Source organism: Nodosilinea sp. LEGE 07298, from assembly GCF_015207265.1.
GTDB lineage: Bacteria > Cyanobacteriota > Cyanobacteriia > Phormidesmidales > Phormidesmidaceae > Nodosilinea.
In genome coordinates this window covers 1-18,753 of the sequence record NZ_JADEXE010000116.1, presented here as the reverse complement: position 1 = coordinate 18,753, position 18,753 = coordinate 1, and the positions used below count along the sequence as shown (strand labels likewise).

The following is an 18,753-nucleotide window of genomic DNA, read 5'->3' as shown; positions in this document are numbered from 1 at the left end:
CCTCAGTATCCGATTCTGTCTTCTTACTTGACCTAACAACAACACTCGTGCTATCGTTAAACCAATTTAATCCTTGACAGGAACCTTGGCTTTGTTTCTAGACTATGTAGTTGTCGAGGTTCGCTACATCCATCAGTAACAGACCTGTTTTGGTCGTTTCCTTCAGGCGCTTTACTAATATAGAGCTGTTTTCTAGTGGTGTCAACACCTTAACTCGAAAGCTTCTAAAACGTCGAAACCCCTTCTTAAGAAGGGGTTTCGACGTTTTAGAAGCTGCTAAAGCCAGAATTTGACATTTTTTTTAGAGTTTTTTTCTCGTAGACATCTTACTCTAGGGGTAATTCTAAAGAAGATTACGGCAAGGGTAGCGTGGCGAAATTGGCTCTGAGCAAGGGTTAAAGGATTTAAGGCAGCGTTAAGGCAGCTTTTTGATAGAAGATGATAGACAGGCCTAGCTTTTCTTTTACAACGGGTGGGCAAAGCTGGCCTGCCTACCTGTGATGCTTGAAATACAAGGATCACTCAACGCTGAGAGACATCTGTTGAATACTATTAAAAGTTGCGGATGGATTAGTAGTTGGAGGTAGTCGTGTATTTTCAGTCTGTGATTGCGACGCTGAATGAGTTTTGGGCCAAGCAGGGCTGTGTGATTATGCAGCCCTACGACACGGAGAAGGGGGCGGGAACGAAGAGCCCACACACGTTTTTGCGGGCATTGGGGCCGGAACCGTGGGCGGTGGCCTATGCGGAACCTTGCCGAAGACCGGCAGATGGGCGCTATGGGGAGAACCCGAACCGGTATCAGCATTACTTTCAATACCAGGTGTTGATTAAGCCGTCGCCAAGCGATATTCAGGAAATATACATAGAGTCGCTACGGGCCATGGGGATCAAGCCGGAAGACCACGACATTCGGTTTGTAGAGGACAACTGGGAAGATGCCGCGGTGGGTGCTTGGGGTGTGGGCTGGGAAGTGTGGCTAGACGGCATGGAAGTGACTCAGTTTACTTATTTTCAGCAGTGCGGAGGGATTGACTGCCGCCCAGTATCAATTGAGTTGACCTATGGGCTGGAGCGGTTGACGATGTATCTGCAAGAGGTAGATGCGATCGCCAAAATTCAGTGGAATGACCAACTGACCTACGGCGATATATATATGCAGGCGGAGGTTGAGAACTCGACCTACAACTTTGAAGCGTCGAACCCAGAACTGCTGTTTACGCTGTTCGACCTATACCAGCAGGAGGCGGAACAGCTGATGGATCGAGGGCTGGTGCTGCCGAGCTACGACTACGTGCTGAAGTGCTCCCACACTTTTAATTTGCTGGATGCGCGAGGCGTAATTTCGGTAACAGAGCGCACCCGATACATTCGCCAGGTACGAGGGTTAGCCAGACGAGTGGCACAGCTTTACCTGGAACAACGGGAGAAGCTAGGGTTTCCCCTGTTGGAAAGCGCTCAACGAAATGTAGCCTAGAAGTCTATCTAAGGAAGAAGGGGGTCTCCGCAGATAATGGAAACCCCCTTCTTCCTTTACCAGAAATAATCAGCGGATTAACGCATTAGACGGCCTGACGCAACACCGTTCCCAGGGCATGCAACAGGGTATCAACATGTTCTGGCTGGCTGTTGTAGCCCATGAGGCCGATACGCCATACTTTGCCGCCCAGTTCTCCGAGCCCACCGCCAACTTCAATATTGTAGTTGGACATGAGCTGGCGACTAACGGCTTTTGCATCGACTCCGTTTGGCACGCGCACGGTAGTCAGGGTGGGCAACCGCAGCGATTCTTCTACATGACAGGTGAGGCCAAGGTCAGCTAACCCGGTCCAGAAGTAGGCGGCAGTTTGCTGGTGGCGCTGCCAGCGAGCTTCTAGTCCTTCTTCGGCCAGCAGACGCAAAGCCTCGCGCAGGGCATAGGTCAGATTGACCGGGGCCGTGTGATGATAAACCCGCTCTGGCCCCCAGTACTTGCGCAGCAAAGCGGCATCGAGATACCAGTTCGCTACGGGCTGACGGCGGCGTTCTAGTTTAGCAACAGCACGAGGGCTCATGGTAAAAGGAGAAATACCGGGAGCGCAGCTCAGCCCCTTTTGACTACAGCTGTAGGCCAGATCAACCTGCCATTCATCTAGGAAAATTGGCACTCCCCCCAGACTGGTAACGGTGTCGACCAGCAGCAGACAGTCGTGGGCAGCGCAGGCGGCTCCTAGCCCTTCGAGGGGCTGGCGCACTCCAGTAGACGTTTCGGCATGGACGATAGCCAGCACCGCAGGTCGATATTCATCCAATGCCGCAGTCAGTTGATCGAGGGTAAAGGCTTCGCCCCAGGGCTGGTGAATAGTGACGACATCAGCGCCGTAGCGTTGGGTCATATCCACCAGGCGATGGCCGAAGTAACCTTTGACGGCGACCAGCACGCGATCGCCTGGCTCGACGGCATTAGCAATCGTGGCTTCCATAGCCGCTGACCCCGTACCGGCCACTGTGTAGGTAAGAGGGTTAGTGGTCTGCCAGGTGTAGCGCAGCAGGTCTTGAACCTCATCCATCATGGCCAGGTAAGCGGCATCGAGGTGACCGATGGGCTGCTGGTTCATAGCAGCAATAACGCGAGGATCGGCATTAGAGGGACCTGGCCCCAGCAGCAACCGCTCGGGCACAACAAGGGGATTAAGGGCAGCGGGCGGAGCCAGCTGAGTAGACGGAGTGGGGGAGAGGATGGTTGCCATAGGTTTACTAAGGTTTGATTTGGATTAGTTTGGATTCATTAAATCTGAATTTGGGAAATCTGAGTTTGGGCGCGCCTTTAATGACAAGGTCTGCGGGTTAATAGTTTGCCGCCAGAAAAACCAAAGTGAGATGACATCAACAATAACGACGAAAGGTGCTAGCCCGGTCGTCAGGCTGGTTTCATTCTCCTATGGAAGCAGCTTTTAGTAGCGTTAACCACACATAGGGAAACTACCGCCCCAACGAGCTTACTTCTAGGTTCAGGCGTCGGCCTTGGTACCCAGCGCTAGCGGAGATGCTTCAGGGGAGACTTGCAGCCACACCACAAACAACGTCCCCGGACTAGGGGGGTAAGCGGCAGCTTCGGGGGGCAGCCATGGGGTACCTACCGGGCTAATCAGGTCAATGTGTCCCCCCATTCCCTGAACGAGATCTTGCACAATTGCTAAACCTAGCCCCGTACCGGGGATATTGCCCTGGGCCTGCACCCCGCGAAAGTGACGGGTAAACAGTTGCGGCTGGTCGCCTGGGGGAATGCCCTCACCGGTATCGCCCACGGCAATGCCTTGAAAGATCTGCGTATTCAAACGCTGCACTAGCCCAGCCGTTACCCATACCAGTGATCCGGGGGAAGCATACTTCAGCGCGTTGTCGATCAGGTTGTGCAGGACTTCGCTCAGGGCGGCTGAGTCAAGCCAGACATCGGGCAGGGAGCTGGGAATATGATGCACCAGATGCAGCCCCCGCTCCTGGGCCAGAGGCCGAATTGACTGCACCAAGGGTAGAGCTACATCCGCGATCGCGCCGGGTTTTACGGTTAGCGATCGCCCCAGGCCCAGACCCGGACTTGGAGCGATCGCCAGCAGGCTGGCTGCGCCTTCCTCGTCGTTTGTCGCGGCGGCATGCTCAGCAAGATCGACGGTTGAGCTGGGCAACAGTAACCCACCCACTGAGGGACTGGTGGGCTGGGCGAGGGTTTCATCAGCGGTAGCCACAGCATCATCAAAATGCTGAGCCAAATCTTGCAGTCGCCGGCTTTCCCGCACAATGCCCTCGGCAATGGGGCGATTGGTATCCTCAGGCGGCAGGCGTTTGACCATCAGCTTGCCAAAAGTTTGTAGCGCCGTCAGCGGATTACGAAACTGATGGAGCAGATCGTGAAACGTTTCGGACTGGTCAGACTGGTTGAGCTGGCGCTGGTTGAGCTGACGCTGTAGCCACTGGCTACGCTGATCCATCACGCAGGCGATCGCCAGAGTACTAGCCACCTGCTCTGCCTGCTGATAATCATCAGGCGTCCAGGGTTGAGCATCGCGGGTGCTGACCATCATGCCCAGCACAACCCCCTCATGGGCTAGGGGCAGCACCAGCGGATAAGCCGCCGCCTCGGCCTGTAAACCTTGGGAGGCTAAACCAGAAGGTAACGAAACCACCTTATCCTTAGGCAATTCATCGCGTTGCTCATTTGCATTAGAGGCATAGGCTGACGGCTCAGGGTCGGCAGCCCCAGGACGAGGAGGCCAATTTTCTAGCTGAATGGCAATTTGAGACGAGGTTTGCCCGCTGCTGCTCAAGTCGTTTTCCTTACTAGAGACCGCCGCCAACCCTTTACGCAAACCACTCCAAAGGTCGGCGGTCTCTGGATAAGCCACCAGGGGCACTAGAGTAGGGCTCATTGAGTCTGCCGTGGTTTCGACCAGGTAGACTACTGTCGACATTGCCCCTAAAGCCTGGGTCAGCAGGAGCACCTGAGACTGACACAGAGCTATAAATTCGGAGCTAGAGGAGCCAATCATGGCAGAGCAACTTAAGAGTTTGACGGAAGAAAAATTAAAGTTTTGTCAATTTTTTAACAATTCTGTTCAGGCCTATTTCCATTAAACACCCTCGTAACCTTTGCAAGCCATGGCTTTTGGTACTTTTGGCCTGATTTTTAAGAGAAGTTGAAATTCTTATTTTGAGCCTATATACTTGGCCTGGTTAACAAATTTTGTAACCGAAACTACATCCAAATATCCACTGAGAGGGAGGTAGGCAACTTGGCAAGGAGACGCAAGCGCAAGAGTCGTCGTCGCTTAGAAGGCCGTCGTATCTTAGAGGCTGTTCCTCAGTATAGTATTGAGAGCGGCAATGAAAAACCCGTAACCGCAGCTCGGAATTTTATCCATTCCGAGGGCATCGCCCCCCCAGCCCTGCTGCTGGTTAAACGGAACGAGCATACTACTGACCGGTACTTTTGGGCCGAGAAGGGTTTGTTTGGAGCCCAATACGTTGAAGAGAATCATTTTCTCTTCCCCAGTCTGCGGGTTCTGCTTGGCGAAGAAGAGGAAGAGGATGCTTCAGCCCTAGAGACCCTGACTCACTAAGCCAGATAGACTTCTGACCAGCCTAGCTGGTTCAGAGGAGTTGACTGAGTCATCCGTATCTAGTACCGAAAAGCTAGCCTAAGGGCTAGCTTTTTTTTTGGTTTCGCGACCTAAATCTTGTTCTAAGGCAATCAATTCGTCGCGATGGGCCGTGACGGCGACAGTAGCAGATGGGCGGGTAGGGTCTTCTGAAGAGGCCTCTGGGCGAACCTGTAGGATGATGTCTTCATCGCGGGCAGACCCCTGCCAGTAAAACCAACCGGCTATCGGCGCGACACCAACCAATCCTAAAAACCCAGTTCCATAGGCGGGCCACAAATTGGTCAACACCAGCGCGAAGCAAAGCCCACCAATGGCGGCCAGCAGGGTTAAAAAAACTGCTAAAAACAGGCTAGGCCGCACGCGGCCCCGCAGCACAATGCGCTGAGTATCGGCCTCAGCGGCTGTCACTGTATATGCCCGCTCCTCAAAATGGGTGGTTAGCGTTTGCAGCAGCGTGAGCGGGGCTACGGGGCGAGCCAGGGTTAGGGTTTCAATGCGGTCTTTGGTTGACGCCCGAATAAAGAAAACTAACCCCACCATCATGAGCAGGGTTAGAACTAGGGTTGAGTAGGTTACGGTTTCGGTCACAGGTGGGCCATCGGAAAGTACCTTTCTAGGGTACGGAATGATGGATCATTCAGGTAGGCCCAATTGGCCCAATCCTGTTGATGGCCCATGAGTAGCCTATTAATAGGCCGTCATCGTCGTGGGGAAGAATAAGCAGGACTTTGGGTTGGAGTGGGCCGCACCGGATCGCCCATATAGGTTTTCCAAAACTCGGCCAACTCTTCAGACTGCAGTCGCCAATCGGGATTGAGGCGGTACATGCGACGGGGGCGGCCCCGACCTTCTACCTTTTTCCAATAGCCATCAATAGCGTTTTCGTCTTCTAAAAACTTAAGAGCCCCGTACAGTACGGTGTCAGATAAGCGATAGTGGGGATAGTGGTGAGTCAACCGCTGGATCAACTCAGTGCCGTAGGAATCTTGCTGGAGCAACACCGATAACACATAGCAAACGGCAAGCTCTTTGTTGAGGTAAATTGGCGGTGGATCCTCGAAGAACTGATATATATCCTCAAATTTCATGGGATCGCTCCAGATATATTAAAGTTTGCCTGCGTTGAGGCAGGCGAGGGTTAAAAGCAATTGATTAGCAGCTGACAGTTAGGCTAATTCTAAACACAGGTGATCCCCACAGTATCGAAGTAGGGGCAGATGGTAACTATCTGCAAATTTTTTTAGACATTATTAAATATTCGCCACCAAAGATAATTTGTTTGGATCCGAATAAGGCTATCGGCCGTCAAAACCGGGGCGATCGCTTTCGTTCTCCAGCCAAGTAGGGGTGACGCTGGTTTGAAATAAAGTCTGCCCATCACGCACTGCGGCTAAATTGATCTGTACTGGCCCCGCCGTAAAGATATCGGCGGCGGCAATGGCCTGGAGGTCAACGGCCTGTCCCGATTGCTGCACGGCCTCTAAGAAGTTCAGAATGGTTTCAGAGCGGTTGTCGGCCACCTGGAGGTTATCGTCGATGACAACGCCATCTTGGCGAGCCCGAAACTGGGTTGCGGCTAGGAGCAGGTTGAGCCGCTCAACCAGCTGACGATCTTCAAAGGGCGGTGGATCGAGCGCTACGGTAGCTAACCGCTCGCCCTGGGCATAAATTTGCTGGTTGGGGGTAGCGTCGATAAATACCTGAATACAGGGCTCGCCCTGCTGTAGAACACAGGGTTCGCCGGTGATATAGTTGGCCGCCGACAGCAGGCGCACCACGTAGTCTTCCCCTGTGGCTAGGCGCTCGATGAGAGCTTCGACCTCGCGATTGCCGATTAGCAAAATTTGCTGATCAATTGGCGTACCAGGGGCAATGGCGCGAAACACAATGCGATTGGCTTCCTGCAAAAATTCAGTCACAAACTCTTCGGCCTGAGCCCGGGTTTCAGCTCGCCCCTGCCCGGTCAAAATCTCCTGGTTGCGGTTGAGGGCAATATTGCCGCGAAACAGACCCTGATACTGGGTTTGTAGCGCCGCCACCTGCTGCTCTAGAAAGTCTTGTTGGGCCTCCAGGCTCTCTAGCAGCTGCTCGCGCTGGGCAATCTGCTGATCGCGCTGGGCAATCTGCTGGTCAAGCTGGGCAATCTGCTGATCGCGCTGGGCAATCTGACTACTAATGGTAGCCTGCTGCTGCAACAGGCGATCGCGCTCTACTCGTAGGGTAGCCGTCGACTGTCGCAGCGTTTCAGCCTGCTGTGAGACGGTATCGAGCTGGCCGAGCGTTTGGCGCAGCTCTGACTCTGTAGATTCCTGCTGTTCTACAGCTCGATTGAGCGATTCATTCACTTCCTGAAGCCGCCCTAAGGCTCGCTGACGTTCATCCGTGGCGGCTTCTAAATCAGCTTCAACATTTTCCTGAGTAGACTGGGCCTCGGCCAGGTCCGCCTCGGCACTAGCCAAATCATCCTGAATACGACCCAGCTCAAATACCCCCGTGCGCAACTGACTGCTCACCCCAAACAGTAGCGCCAGCGTAGAGGCTGAAATGATGCTCCCGGTAGCAATACTCACGACGGTCGCCGTTTGGCGAGGACGCAGGTTAAACAAACTCAGGCGGGCCTTGCCCACCCTCATACCAATTCGATCGCCCAGGGTAGCAATGACTCCCCCCAGCATCAAAACCGCAAAAATTAACACGTACCCAGAAACCATGCACCTGTCACAGGGGAGTTTGCACTTACTCTACTGCATGGGTCAGGCTCTTGTACGCCCAGGCCGAACCGACCGCTAGTCTCAGTCCCAGCTTTTAGGCCAAATCGCCATTTTGTGCCCAGCCCAGCCGCCGATTAAGTAAATTGCTGACTCAGGTTAACCGGATCGTGAACGGTGATCTTCTTTTTATAAATAGAGATCATACCCTCCTGGCGCAAGTCGCCGAGCAGGCGGGTTACAGTAACCCGGGTTGAGCCAATGGCCTCTGCGATCGCCTGGTGAGAAAGCTTTAGGTCAATCGTAATGCCGTCCTGGCTGGGTACGCCAAAATCGCGGCAGAGAATTAGCAAAAAGCTAACCAGACGCGATCCCATATCGCGGTGGGCTAGCGTTTCAATCATCATCTCGGTCTGCAAAATCCGAGACGACAACCCTCGCAGCATCAATAGAGCCAGTTCAGGATTTTCTTCTAAGGACTGCTCAACCTGCTCAATGGGCACCGACAGTAGCTCTACCGGCGTAAACGCCACAGAATGATAAAAGCGGTCAGACCGATTGCCCGTAATCAGCGATAGCACCCCGAATACGCTATTTTCTCGCAGCAGGGCCACCGTAATTTCTTCGCCAGCCTCGTATACTCGCGATAGCTTAACGGCCCCTTTCAACAAAAAGTAGACCCGTTCGGCGGGGTCGCCAGGAAAGAAAATGGTCTTGCCCCGATCGTAGGACTCAACGACAGGAGGAAATGCACCTCCTGAGAGCTGGCGGAAGACATTGGCAAGCGGCTTATCTTGGGTCACTACCATAAACGTTCTGCTAAGAGCATCACAGAAGGTATCTACACTGAGCTGACTACTCTACACCGCCAAATTACGGCTAAGCCCTCGGTGCAGACCACCTTGGGCACCAAGCATAGAGCAGTTTAACTGGTCTGGCACATTCGATAATGCAAACGTTCCATGACTTTAGATCACTTAACCTCAACTGCATGGGAGGTGTTTGTATAGCACGCTACTTTGTCGGCCTGTGAACCGGGTTTTTCCTGCGGTCGCGGGTTTCGCTGGGTTCCCTTTCCTACCGAGCAAGGCAGGGGAAATAAGGAAATAAAGGATCTATCAAAAGCTTCCAGAAGCGTCGCAGCAGATTGTACTGCTTAAGAATTGTAGCTATCTCACTAGAGTCAGCGAAAAGCCTTTGAAAACAAGATCAAGCCTATACCCGACTTTTTTAGTCGGGTATGTTTGACCAGATCTTGTTTTCGGTGTTACGTTCTGAATAACTTAATTCGGCGCGCTAACCGCTACTCCACGAGACCCTAAAGTAAAGACCCTAGAGAAACCGCCATGACGCAGTCTATCGAACGCTCCATCGCCACCACGCCTACCTTTTCAGCCCTGAAGTGCCGAGAGTGCGGCGAAACCTACGATTTGGGTGCTAAGCACGTCTGTGAAGACGTTTGCTTTGGTCCACTTGAGGTGGCCTACGACTACGATGCGATTCGTCAGCGGGTGACTCGCAGCACCATTCAGGCTGGGCCACTGTCCATTTGGCGCTACAAAGACTTTTTGCCGGTTAGCACCGACACTCCCATCGATGTGGGCACGGGTATGACGCCTCTGGTGCGCTCTAAGCGTCTGGCGCGGCAGCTGGGTCTTAAAGAACTCTATATAAAGAACGATGCCGTCAATATGCCCACCCTCAGCTTCAAGGATCGGGTGGTATCGGTAGCCCTCACCCGAGCGCAAGAGCTAGGGTTTACCACGGTTTCCTGCGCCAGCACCGGCAACCTAGCCAACTCTACAGCGGCGATCGCGGCACATGCTGGGCTAGACTGCTGCGTATTTATCCCCTCCGATTTAGAGGCCGGCAAGGTACTGGGCACCCTGATTTACAATCCCACCGTGATGGCGGTACAGGGCAACTACGACCAGGTCAATCGCCTCTGTTCTGAAGTGGCTAACACCCACGGCTGGGGCTTCGTCAATATCAACCTGCGCCCCTACTATTCTGAAGGGTCTAAAACTCTGGGCTACGAAGTCGCTGAGCAACTGGGTTGGCGACTGCCCGACCATATTGTCGCTCCTTTGGCCTCCGGCTCTCTATTCACCAAAATCCACAAGGGCTTCCAGGAATTCGTGAAGGTGGGTTTGGTCGACGACAAGCCCGTGCGCTTTAGCGGAGCCCAGGCCGAAGGCTGCTCCCCCATTGCCCAAGCCTTTAGAGAAGGCCGCGATTTTGTCACCCCGGTGAAGCCCAATACGATCGCCAAGTCGATCGCCATTGGCAACCCCGCCGACGGCATCTACGCCCTCGACATTGCCCGCAAGACCAACGGCAACATTGAGTCGGTGACCGATGCTGAGGTGATTGAGGGGATGAAGCTGCTGGCCGAAACCGAAGGCATCTTTACCGAAACCGCTGGCGGCACCACCATTGCGGTACTCAAGAAGCTGGTAGAAGCCGGTAAAATCGACCACGATGAGTCTACGGTGGTCTATATCACCGGTAACGGCTTAAAGACTCAGGAGGCCGTGCAGGGCTATATTGGCGAGCCCTTCACCATCGAGCCCAAGCTCGAAAGCTTTGAGCGGGCTCTGGAGCGGTCTCGCACCCTAGATCGCCTGGAGTGGCAGCAGGTGCCCGTATAAACTGCCGATGCTAACCGGGCTGAGTCTGTTTGGCTTGGCCCGCTCGATCTCCCGGCGATCGCTGTGGGATCATTTTTTTGACTGTGCTTAGACCTTAGATCCTTCCGACCTTAGCTTAGATATAGACATCACCATGGCTGTAAAAGTACTCATTCCCACCCCCCTACAAAAGTTCACCAACAACCAGGCCGCGCTTGAATGCAGCGGCGGCAACATCGTAGAACTGCTCAACGACCTGGAGAGCAACTGCCCCGGCATTAAAGCTCGCCTCTGTGACGATGCCGGTGAACTGCGCCGCTTCGTCAACTTCTACGTCAACAGCGAAGATATTCGTTTTCTCGATGGTAAAGAGACCTCCCTCAGCGACGGTGACGAAGTCAGCATTGTGCCTGCCGTAGCTGGGGGCTAGAAATTTTAGGATAGTTTGCGCGATCGCCTCAGGGGGCTTAGGCTTCCCTGGGGCGATCGCGCTTTGTAGCCTGGGCTTAACCCTAGAGCGCTCAACCGTCACAATAGAAAGGTGGCGTTATGGGCAGCGGCCCACTTTACCCTATGAATATTGAACCGATTCTTGCTGAAGCTCTGGCTGGGCGCGACATTCCAGCCGCTGACGGAATAACTCTATTGCAGCAGCGCGACTCTGAGGCGCTGGCAGCCATTCAACAGACGGCCGATACCCTGCGTCAGCGTCAGGTTGGGGAAACGGTGACCTACATCGTCAACCGCAACATCAACTTCACCAATGTTTGCGAGCAGCACTGCAACTTTTGCGCCTTTCGCCGCGACGCCCAGAGCGAAGGGGCCTACTGGCTCGATTTCTCCCCGATTTTGGAAAAAGCCACTGAGGCCGTTGCAGCAGGTGCCACCGAGATCTGTATGCAGGGCGGACTCAACCCCGAGGCCAAAATCAACGGCAGTTCCCTGCGCTACTACCTGAAGCTAGCTGAAACCATTAAGGGTAATTATCCGGCGCTGCATCTGCACGCCTTTTCGCCCCAGGAGGTGGAGTTTATTGCTCGCCAAGATGGTTTGAGCTACCGCGATGTACTGCTGGCGTTGCAGGCAGCCGGAGTCGGCTCGCTGCCGGGTACGGCTGCAGAGGTGCTAGATGACGACGTGCGACGGGTGCTGTGCCCTGAAAAAATTAACTCTGCTACCTGGCTAGAAATTATCGGGCAGGCCCACGATATTGGTCTGCCAACCACCAGCACAATGCTGTCGGGCCACATCGAAACCCCGACCCAGCAAATAGCCCACCTGGAAAAACTGCGCCAGCTGCAGCGTCAGTCGGTTGAATTGGGTCGAACGGCGGCGATCACCGAGTTTATTGTGCTGCCCTTTGTGGGGCAAGAGGCACCCAGACCGCTGCGCCGCCGAGTAGGGCGCGACCAGCCGGTGCTGGCCGATGCGCTGTTATTGATGGCAGTAGCCCGCATTTACCTTGGCAACTGGATTGTGAACCACCAGCCCAGCTGGGTCAAGCTAGGGCTGGCCGGGGCCACCGAAGCGCTGACCTGGGGCTGCAACGATATCGGCGGCACGCTGATGGAAGAGCACATCACCACCATGGCTGGAGCCCAGGGGGGCACCTGCATGACGGTAGACGACTTGCGGGGCGCGATCGCCAGCCTGAACCGCCCCGCAAGTCAGCGCGACACCCTCTACGGATCGATCGTGTTATCTAGCAAGATTGACTCAGGCAGGATTAACTCAGGCGGGATTGACTCAGGCGGAACGGCAGAGTCTGGAAATGTGGAGTCTTCCGCTGCACTGGCCGGGAACACGGCCCCAGCCCGGCAGTCACGAAGCCAGAGCCTAATCGCCTGACCAATAATGCCGTCGCTGCTTTCCTCGGGTGGTGTAGGCGCGCGCTGGCCAGCGACTGGCGATAGAGGAGCATCACCCGAGGGATAGCGGCCCAGGCTGGAGTACAACAGGCCCAGATACCAGCCGTCTTGGTTCTGGACTAGAAACAACCAGTGGTAGTTTTGCAGCGAAACCATTTGGTTGCGCCAGTACTGGCGCTCTAGGGTAGTAAAAAACACCTGCTGAAGCATGCTGCCAGCATTGGCCCCACCGCCAGCCATAGCAGTGCTGTCTAGACCACCATCAGCGGGGGGGAAGTCGGACAGGTCAATGGGGGTAAAGTCGGGTAGGCTAGCAATCACAACGATGTTAGGAGGAGCAACGCTGGGCTCCTCTACCGGCAAGCGCAGATTGCGGCTAGCCACTCGGTTGGCGTAGCTCGGCAGGTCAGTTAATAGTCGCGTGGTCAGCCCCTGCAGATCGCTGGGGCAGCGGTTAGCAGGCCGTAGGTAGGAAGAGTTTGGGCTCGCCGGGGTTTCGGGTTCCTGGGCAAAACTGTTGCTGGGGGCGGTCAGAACGGCTACCCCCAGCCCAAGGGGCAACAGTAATCGGCACACAATCTGGTGCACTAGGGGACGATCGCGGCAGAACATTCTTCACAGATGCGACCAAAGGCAGCGGCGGGATCAGGGGCGGCCGTAATTGGGCGACCAATCACCAAATAGGTGGCTCCGGCCTGGAGTGCCTGCAGGGGGGTAAGGGTGCGACGCTGGTCTTGGCTGCTGGCCCAGGTGGGGCGGACCCCAGGGCACACCAGGGCGAAATCGCTGGGCAAAAAGCGCCGCAGCTGGCTGGCTTCCTGGGGTGAGCAGACCGCTCCTTGGAGGCCGCTATCTTGGGCCAGTCGGGCCATTTGCAGGACGTAACTGGTCGATTCGAGAGGAACTTTGAGCTCTTCAGCCAGAACGTTGGGGGCAATGCTGGTCAGCAGCGTTACGCCTAGCACAACAGGAGGATCAACACCGGCCGCTTCGGCTCCGGCGATCGCTGCGGTTTGGGCTGCCACCAGGGCCTCTTTGCCCGCCGCCGTGTGGACGGTTAGCAGGTCGGCTCCGTAGCGACCCGCAGCGGCACAAGCCCCCGCCATCGTGTTGGGAATATCGTGAAACTTGAGGTCGAGGAATACACGCTTTTGCCGCGCCTTGAGGGCCTCAATTAGCTCTGGCCCAGCGCTGACAAACAGTTCTAGCCCCACCTTCCAGAAGCTCACCTGGGGCAACGCCTCCACCAGGGCCAGGGCCGCAGCAGCAGATGGGACATCCAATGGCACAATTATGCGCTGGTCAACAGTCATAGACACACCAGGGCAAAGGTCAGACGGGTCGCACCAGCATCAGGGTTTGGCCAAACTCAACAGGCTGGGTATTTTCAACTAATATTTCCACGATTTCACCACTAACCTCGGCCTCTAGCTCGTTCATCAGCTTCATGGCTTCGATAATACACACCGTCTGCCCGCTGCTGATGCGATCGCCCACACCTACAAAGGGAGGCTCTTCGGGGGCTGGAGACCGATAAAACGTGCCGACCATAGGGGAGTTAATGGCAATTAAGTCACTGCCCTTGCCCGGTGGCGCTACGGCTGAGGCGGTCGAGGCCGGGGTCGACTCGACCACAGGCTGAGGGGCACTCACGACCAGGTCTTGTCCGGCCACTGAGGCCACGGGTGCCGCCGCCACCGCCACTATAGCGCCGGGTTTGCGCAGGGTGAGTTCAAAGTCTGAACTCTTTAGGGTGAGCTCAACAATATCGCTCTGGCTCAGGGCAGCGACTAATTCTCTCAGGTCGGTGACGCTTAGTTGCACGGCGTAAGTCTCATACGGTCTGATCGATGTTCATAGAGGATTTGGCGACCCGATCGAGCCAGAGGCAGCTCCGATCTCTTGACGCCAGTACATAACATTGACGAAAGGAACTCTACTCGCGGCCCAGGTAGGTATCGGTGCGGGTATCAACCTTAATTTTTTCGCCGATTGAGATAAACAACGGCACCATAACCTGGGCACCGGTTTCGAGAATAGCGGGTTTGGTGCCACCGGTTGCAGTGTCACCCTTAACACCAGGGTCGGTTTGGGTGACTTCCAACACGATGGAGTTGGGCAGCTCAACCTCTAAGATCTGGCCATTCCAGCTCACGACACTGACGCCCATTTCCTCTTTTAAATATTTAACTTGAGGGCCGATTTCATCGGTGGTTAGACGAACTTCCTCATAGGTTTCCATGTCCATAAAGACCAGATCCTCACCATCGCGGTAAGTATGCTGCATGTCTCGCTTTTCAATCACCGCCTGGGGTACGGTTTCGCCAGCTCGAAAGGTCTTTTCGACGGTGTTGCCAGATTTGACATTCTTGAGCTTGGTGCGCACAAAGGCGGAGCCTTTACCCGGCTTAACATGGAGGAACTCGACCACGCGCCAGACGGAGCCGTCTAGCTCAATGGAGGTACCGGTGCGAAAGTCATTGCTAGAAATCATGGCGCTGGCTACGGTGGACAGTCTTCATTTGGCATCTCATTTTACTCCCCTACGGGCATTTCCCACAGGATTTTGCCCTCAATCGGGGTCTAGGCTAGGTGAACCAAAAGCTACGGCTTGAAAGCATTATCGAAGCACTGAGCTTAAAGAGAATGGCTCTAGTCAGCGGGGCAGGGCTCAGGGTCGCTCCAGAGTATGACAAGATTGTAAGGGCGTAGTGCGCTGCAGGATAGAGGCCGCCGGGGGCGGAAATTATAGAGTTATGGCCAAGAACATGCGGGCAATCAAAACACGGCTAGGGTTAGGTTGGAGCACATTGGCTCAGCTGGGATGGGGGTTGATGGTGGTGGTTAGCCTGTGGCTAGGCCCAACCGCCGCCGCCGCCGCTCTGCCAACTGGCCCTCTCGTAGCCTATCTGCCGCCGGGTAATGCCATTACCGATGGCCAGGCGCTGCTGCGCTACTCGTTACCCATTGACAATCCCGATATTCGCAAGGTACAGGCCACTTTAGAAGGTCTATCAGACTGGTTGCGGAGCAAACGCTGGGGACCAATCGGCAAAGATCTAAACAAAGTAGAGCGTATTTTGATGCGCAACCGAGAAGCCATGCTGGCATCGGTGCCCAGCGGCAAACGGGCGGCAGCGATCTCCTACCTCGACGATATGGAAGCCCAGCTAGTGCCCCTGCGGGAGGGGGTCGACCTGCGCGATCGCGAGACTGTATGGCTCAAGCGAGCCGCTATGCTCGACGACGTCAGCCGGATCGAGGAGCTGATGGTGCAAGACTTTCCCTACGCTGTGCCGCCGGAGTACGACACCCTACCTCAGCTCAAGGGCCGCGCCACGGTGGAAATCAAAACCAACAAGGGCACTATGCAGGCCGTCATCGATGGCTACAGTGCGCCAGTGACCAGCGGCAACTTTATTGACCTGGTACAGCGGGGCTTCTACGACGGTATGGAGTTTAATCGAGCCGAAGACAACTACGTGCTGCAAACTGGCGACCCCGCTGGCCCCGAAGATGGCTTTATTGACCCCAAGACCAAGACCTACCGAGCCATACCCCTAGAGGTTTTAGTCGAAGGCGACGAGGCACCCGTCTATGGCACCACGCTAGAAGAAATCGGCCGATTTTTAGACGCGCCGGTGCTGCCCTTCTCGGCCTTTGGCACGCTGGGTATGGCCCGCCCTAATACCGACCCCAACGGGGCCTCGTCTCAGTTTTTCTTCTTCTTGTTTGAGCCCGAGATGACGCCAGCGGGGCTAAACCTGCTGGATGGGCGCTACGCCGTGTTTGGCTATGTGGTTGAGAATAAAGAGGTCTTAGAGCAGCTCACCCAGGGCGATCGCATCGAGTCGATTCAGGTGGTTGCCGGAGCCGAAAATTTGGTGCAGCCATCCTAGCCTTCCTCTCGGTGCATTGCTGTGCGAATGTACCCTACGGCACCCTAATTCTTAGCGTTGACGCTGCACTAGTACTCGACGGCTGAAATATGCCCACCATTCCGGCTCGCTTGGCTCCCTAGCTCCCCTGCTCCCTCGCGATTGGAATAGTCGTACACTTATGCCGCTGTCTACTAGTGTCTTCCTTCTAGTTTCTTTTTTGGCGCTGCTGTTGTGAGCGATCCATCAACCATTGCCGAACTAGGGGAACTGGGGCTGCTGCAGCGGCTGTTCCGGTTTTGTCCTGGGGATGTGATTGGTGACGACGGGGCTGTGATTGACTTGCCTCCGGACCAGCGGCTAGTGGTTACAACCGACGTGCTGGTGGATGGGGTGCACTTTAGCGATCGCACCACCGCTCCAGCCGACGTGGGCTGGCGAGCTGTCGCCGCCAACCTCTCTGACCTGGCCGCCATGGGGGCAACCCCGATAGGGATTACGGTTGGCCTCAGCCTGCCAGGGCATACTCCCCTAGATTGGGTAGAAGAGCTATACCAGGGCATGGCCGCCTGCCTCATCCGCTGGGGCGGCGTGGTGCTGGGGGGCGACCTCTGCCGCGCCGACACGAAGAGCGTGGCCATTACCGCCCTCGGCAGCGTATTGTCCGAACGCGCGCTCTACCGCCATCGGGCTCAGCCAGGGCAGGCGATCGTGGCTACGGGTCACCACGGCCTGTCGCGGGCGGGGCTTGAGCTGCTGCTGCACCCCGAGCAGGGCGCAGAGGTAGCCACCGCCGATCGCGATCGCTGGATAGCGGCCCACCAGCGGCCCCAACCCCGCTTTGACGCGATCGCGGCCCTAGGGCAGGTACTAGGGGACGAGGCCAATACAACCGCGATCGCCGCGATGGACTCTAGCGACGGCCTGGCCAATGCAGTGCTGCACCTGTGTCGAGCCAGCGAGGTAGGGGCCATGCTACGGGCAAGCGACCTGCCTATTGACCCGGCGGTAGTAGGCTGGGTGGGGCGATCGCAGGCGATCGACTGGTGCCTCTACGGCGGCGAAGACTTTGAGCTGGTGCTGTGCCTGCCCTGGCCCGAGGCCGAAGCGCTGCGAGCCAGACTGGGACAAGATTGCGCCATTGTTGGTGAAACCACATCAACCAGGGTTGTTGAACTACAGCCTATAGACGCCACAGACGCCACAGCTCCCCTCCAACTCAGCTTTAATCAGGGGTTTCAGCACTTTACGACGGATTCCCAACCCGCTGACCAACCCTAAATCTCAGCCCTAAACAATAGTTTCGGAATGGAGCGGCCCCAGCCCGGTAGGGTTTAATGGGAGTGAACCCGGTCAGAGGCCGGATCCCAGGATTAACCCATCAGCCCGACCGCCTGTTTTACCATGACTGCTAACTCTCTGGACAACCTGCGGCCCCTCTGTCGAGATGAGGCCGCCTTTGAGCAGCTTCAGCAGGTGTTGGCCCAGCGCGAGGCCAGCCGCCTACCGCCCCCCCTCGACGAGGTTCGGCAGACCCAACGCACCCAGGCTCTAGAGGCCCAGCGCCAGGCAGCAGAAGCCGCCAGCCAGGCCAAAAGCCGATTTCTGGCCATGATTAGCCACGAGCTGCGCACTCCGCTCAATGCTGTGCTGGGGCTATCGGCGCTGCTGTCGCGCCAGGTAGTTGGTCCGCTCAACGCCAAGCAGGTGGAATACCTAGACTATATTCACGGCAGCGGCGAGCACCTGCTGGCCATCATCAGCGACATTCTCGACCTGTCTAAGGTGGAGTCGGGCCAAGAGCACCTGCGGATGTCGGAGGTGTCGCTGCCAGAGCTGTGTCAATCGTGCCTGGCTATGATTCAGCCCCGAGCCACCGAGAAGGGGCTAACGCTAACCTACCGAGGATCGACCGATGCCGACACCTGTTTGGCCGACGAGCGTCGCCTGCGCCAGATGTTGCTCAATCTGCTATCGAACGCAGTCAAGTTTACGCCCAAAGGGCGGGTCACGCTGGCGGTACAACGCCATGATGCCCAAATAGAATTTAAGGTTGAAGACACCGGCATTGGCATTCCAGCGGAGCAGCTAGAGCAAATTTTTCAGCCCTTTACCCAACTCGACCACGAGCTTAATCGCCAGTACGATGGGGCCGGATTAGGGCTGGCCCTGACTCGTCAGCTGGCCCAGCTCCACGGCGGCCACCTGCGAGTTGAGTCAGTGGTGGGGCAGGGTAGCCAGTTCTTTCTGCGGTTGCCGCTACAGGGGGTAGGGGACAGTGCGACAGCGGCAGCCCAAACAATTAGCGCGCCACTGTTAGGGTCTGGGGAACAACGCCTGGTGGTAATCGACACCGATCTCGACCATCACCGGGCTCTAATGGCCTATGTTCGAGCCTGTGGTTGGCAGGTAAACGGCTGCCGCAGTTGGGCAGAGGTGCATCAGCAGCTCACGGTGAACGTACCCCAGCTGCTGATTGTGGGCGATCGCGAGGCCCGCAACCCCGCCCTAGCCGCCCATCTGCAGCAGCT

At 56.0% G+C, this 18,753-nt stretch carries 17 protein-coding genes; 8 read left to right on the top strand and 9 right to left on the bottom strand.

Features of this window, described 5'->3' with window-relative positions:
* Positions 1-589 precede the first annotated feature (589 nt).
* Complete coding sequence (glyQ, locus tag IQ273_RS16600) at positions 590-1,477, top strand: glycine--tRNA ligase subunit alpha (RefSeq protein WP_194024282.1); 888 nt, start codon at positions 590-592, stop codon at positions 1,475-1,477.
* Between the two features lie 85 nt (positions 1,478-1,562).
* Here glyQ and IQ273_RS16595 read toward each other — a convergent pair whose 3' ends face one another.
* Positions 1,563-2,729, bottom strand: a complete 1,167-nt coding sequence (locus IQ273_RS16595; RefSeq protein ID WP_194024281.1) for an alanine--glyoxylate aminotransferase family protein — start codon at positions 2,727-2,729, stop codon at positions 1,563-1,565.
* 261 nt (positions 2,730-2,990) lie between these two features.
* Positions 2,991-4,526 (bottom strand): GAF domain-containing sensor histidine kinase, encoded by a 1,536-nt coding sequence (locus tag IQ273_RS16590; RefSeq protein WP_194024280.1) that lies wholly within the window; start codon positions 4,524-4,526, stop codon positions 2,991-2,993.
* 243 nt (positions 4,527-4,769) lie between these two features.
* On the opposite strand from IQ273_RS16590, the gene IQ273_RS16585 reads away from it, so the two are divergent.
* Positions 4,770-5,096 carry a DUF3155 domain-containing protein gene (locus tag IQ273_RS16585; protein WP_194024279.1) on the top strand — a complete coding sequence of 109 codons (327 nt, stop codon included), beginning with the start codon at positions 4,770-4,772 and terminating at the stop codon, positions 5,094-5,096.
* Positions 5,097-5,174: 78 nt separating this feature from the next.
* On the opposite strand, the gene IQ273_RS16580 is transcribed toward IQ273_RS16585, so the two are convergent.
* The 4 genes from IQ273_RS16580 to ntcA form a co-directional block, all read right to left on the bottom strand.
* Positions 5,175-5,726, bottom strand: coding sequence for a cofactor assembly of complex C subunit B (locus tag IQ273_RS16580; RefSeq protein WP_313898152.1), 552 nt, complete (start codon positions 5,724-5,726; stop codon positions 5,175-5,177).
* A 110-nt stretch (positions 5,727-5,836) separates the two neighbouring features.
* Entirely contained in the window at positions 5,837-6,226 is a 390-nt protein-coding gene (locus tag IQ273_RS16575) for a PadR family transcriptional regulator (RefSeq protein ID WP_194024278.1), read from the bottom strand.
* Positions 6,227-6,433: 207 nt separating this feature from the next.
* Positions 6,434-7,849, bottom strand: coding sequence for a DUF3084 domain-containing protein (locus IQ273_RS16570; protein ID WP_194024277.1), 1,416 nt, complete (start codon positions 7,847-7,849; stop codon positions 6,434-6,436).
* A gap of 134 nt (positions 7,850-7,983) precedes the next feature.
* Positions 7,984-8,655 carry a global nitrogen regulator NtcA gene (gene ntcA, locus IQ273_RS16565; protein WP_017297200.1) on the bottom strand — a complete coding sequence of 224 codons (672 nt, stop codon included), beginning with the start codon at positions 8,653-8,655 and terminating at the stop codon, positions 7,984-7,986.
* 537 nt (positions 8,656-9,192) lie between these two features.
* Between ntcA and thrC the strand changes: the two genes are divergently transcribed.
* The 3 genes from thrC to cofH all read left to right on the top strand — a co-directional run bounded on the left by thrC (position 9,193) and on the right by cofH (position 12,324).
* Positions 9,193-10,497 (top strand): threonine synthase, encoded by a 1,305-nt coding sequence (thrC, locus tag IQ273_RS16560; protein WP_194024276.1) that lies wholly within the window; start codon positions 9,193-9,195, stop codon positions 10,495-10,497.
* A 133-nt stretch (positions 10,498-10,630) separates the two neighbouring features.
* Positions 10,631-10,906: a MoaD/ThiS family protein gene (locus IQ273_RS16555; protein WP_194024275.1), complete on the top strand. Its 276-nt coding sequence runs from the start codon at positions 10,631-10,633 to the stop codon at positions 10,904-10,906.
* Between the two features lie 143 nt (positions 10,907-11,049).
* Positions 11,050-12,324, top strand: coding sequence for a 7,8-didemethyl-8-hydroxy-5-deazariboflavin synthase subunit CofH (cofH, locus tag IQ273_RS16550; RefSeq protein WP_228053211.1), 1,275 nt, complete (start codon positions 11,050-11,052; stop codon positions 12,322-12,324).
* 607 nt (positions 12,325-12,931) lie between these two features.
* Here the strand turns inward: cofH and pyrF are convergent.
* The 3 genes from pyrF to efp form a co-directional block, all read right to left on the bottom strand.
* A complete protein-coding gene (pyrF, locus tag IQ273_RS16545) occupies positions 12,932-13,657 on the bottom strand; it encodes an orotidine-5'-phosphate decarboxylase (protein WP_194024273.1) in 726 nt (241 codons plus the stop codon).
* Between the two features lie 19 nt (positions 13,658-13,676).
* Positions 13,677-14,168 carry an acetyl-CoA carboxylase biotin carboxyl carrier protein gene (gene accB, locus IQ273_RS16540; RefSeq protein WP_194024272.1) on the bottom strand — a complete coding sequence of 164 codons (492 nt, stop codon included), beginning with the start codon at positions 14,166-14,168 and terminating at the stop codon, positions 13,677-13,679.
* A 112-nt stretch (positions 14,169-14,280) separates the two neighbouring features.
* Complete coding sequence (efp, locus tag IQ273_RS16535; RefSeq protein WP_194024271.1) at positions 14,281-14,838, bottom strand: elongation factor P; 558 nt, start codon at positions 14,836-14,838, stop codon at positions 14,281-14,283.
* A gap of 262 nt (positions 14,839-15,100) precedes the next feature.
* Between efp and IQ273_RS16530 the strand changes: the two genes are divergently transcribed.
* The 3 genes from IQ273_RS16530 to IQ273_RS16520 all read left to right on the top strand — a co-directional run.
* Positions 15,101-16,243: a peptidylprolyl isomerase gene (locus IQ273_RS16530; RefSeq protein WP_194024270.1), complete on the top strand. Its 1,143-nt coding sequence runs from the start codon at positions 15,101-15,103 to the stop codon at positions 16,241-16,243.
* 213 nt (positions 16,244-16,456) lie between these two features.
* Positions 16,457-17,503, top strand: coding sequence for a thiamine-phosphate kinase (gene thiL / locus IQ273_RS16525; RefSeq protein ID WP_194024269.1), 1,047 nt, complete (start codon positions 16,457-16,459; stop codon positions 17,501-17,503).
* Positions 17,504-17,626: 123 nt separating this feature from the next.
* Positions 17,627-18,753, top strand: a 1,127-nt coding sequence (locus IQ273_RS16520) for a HAMP domain-containing sensor histidine kinase (protein WP_194024268.1), incomplete at its 3' end; no start/stop codon positions are given.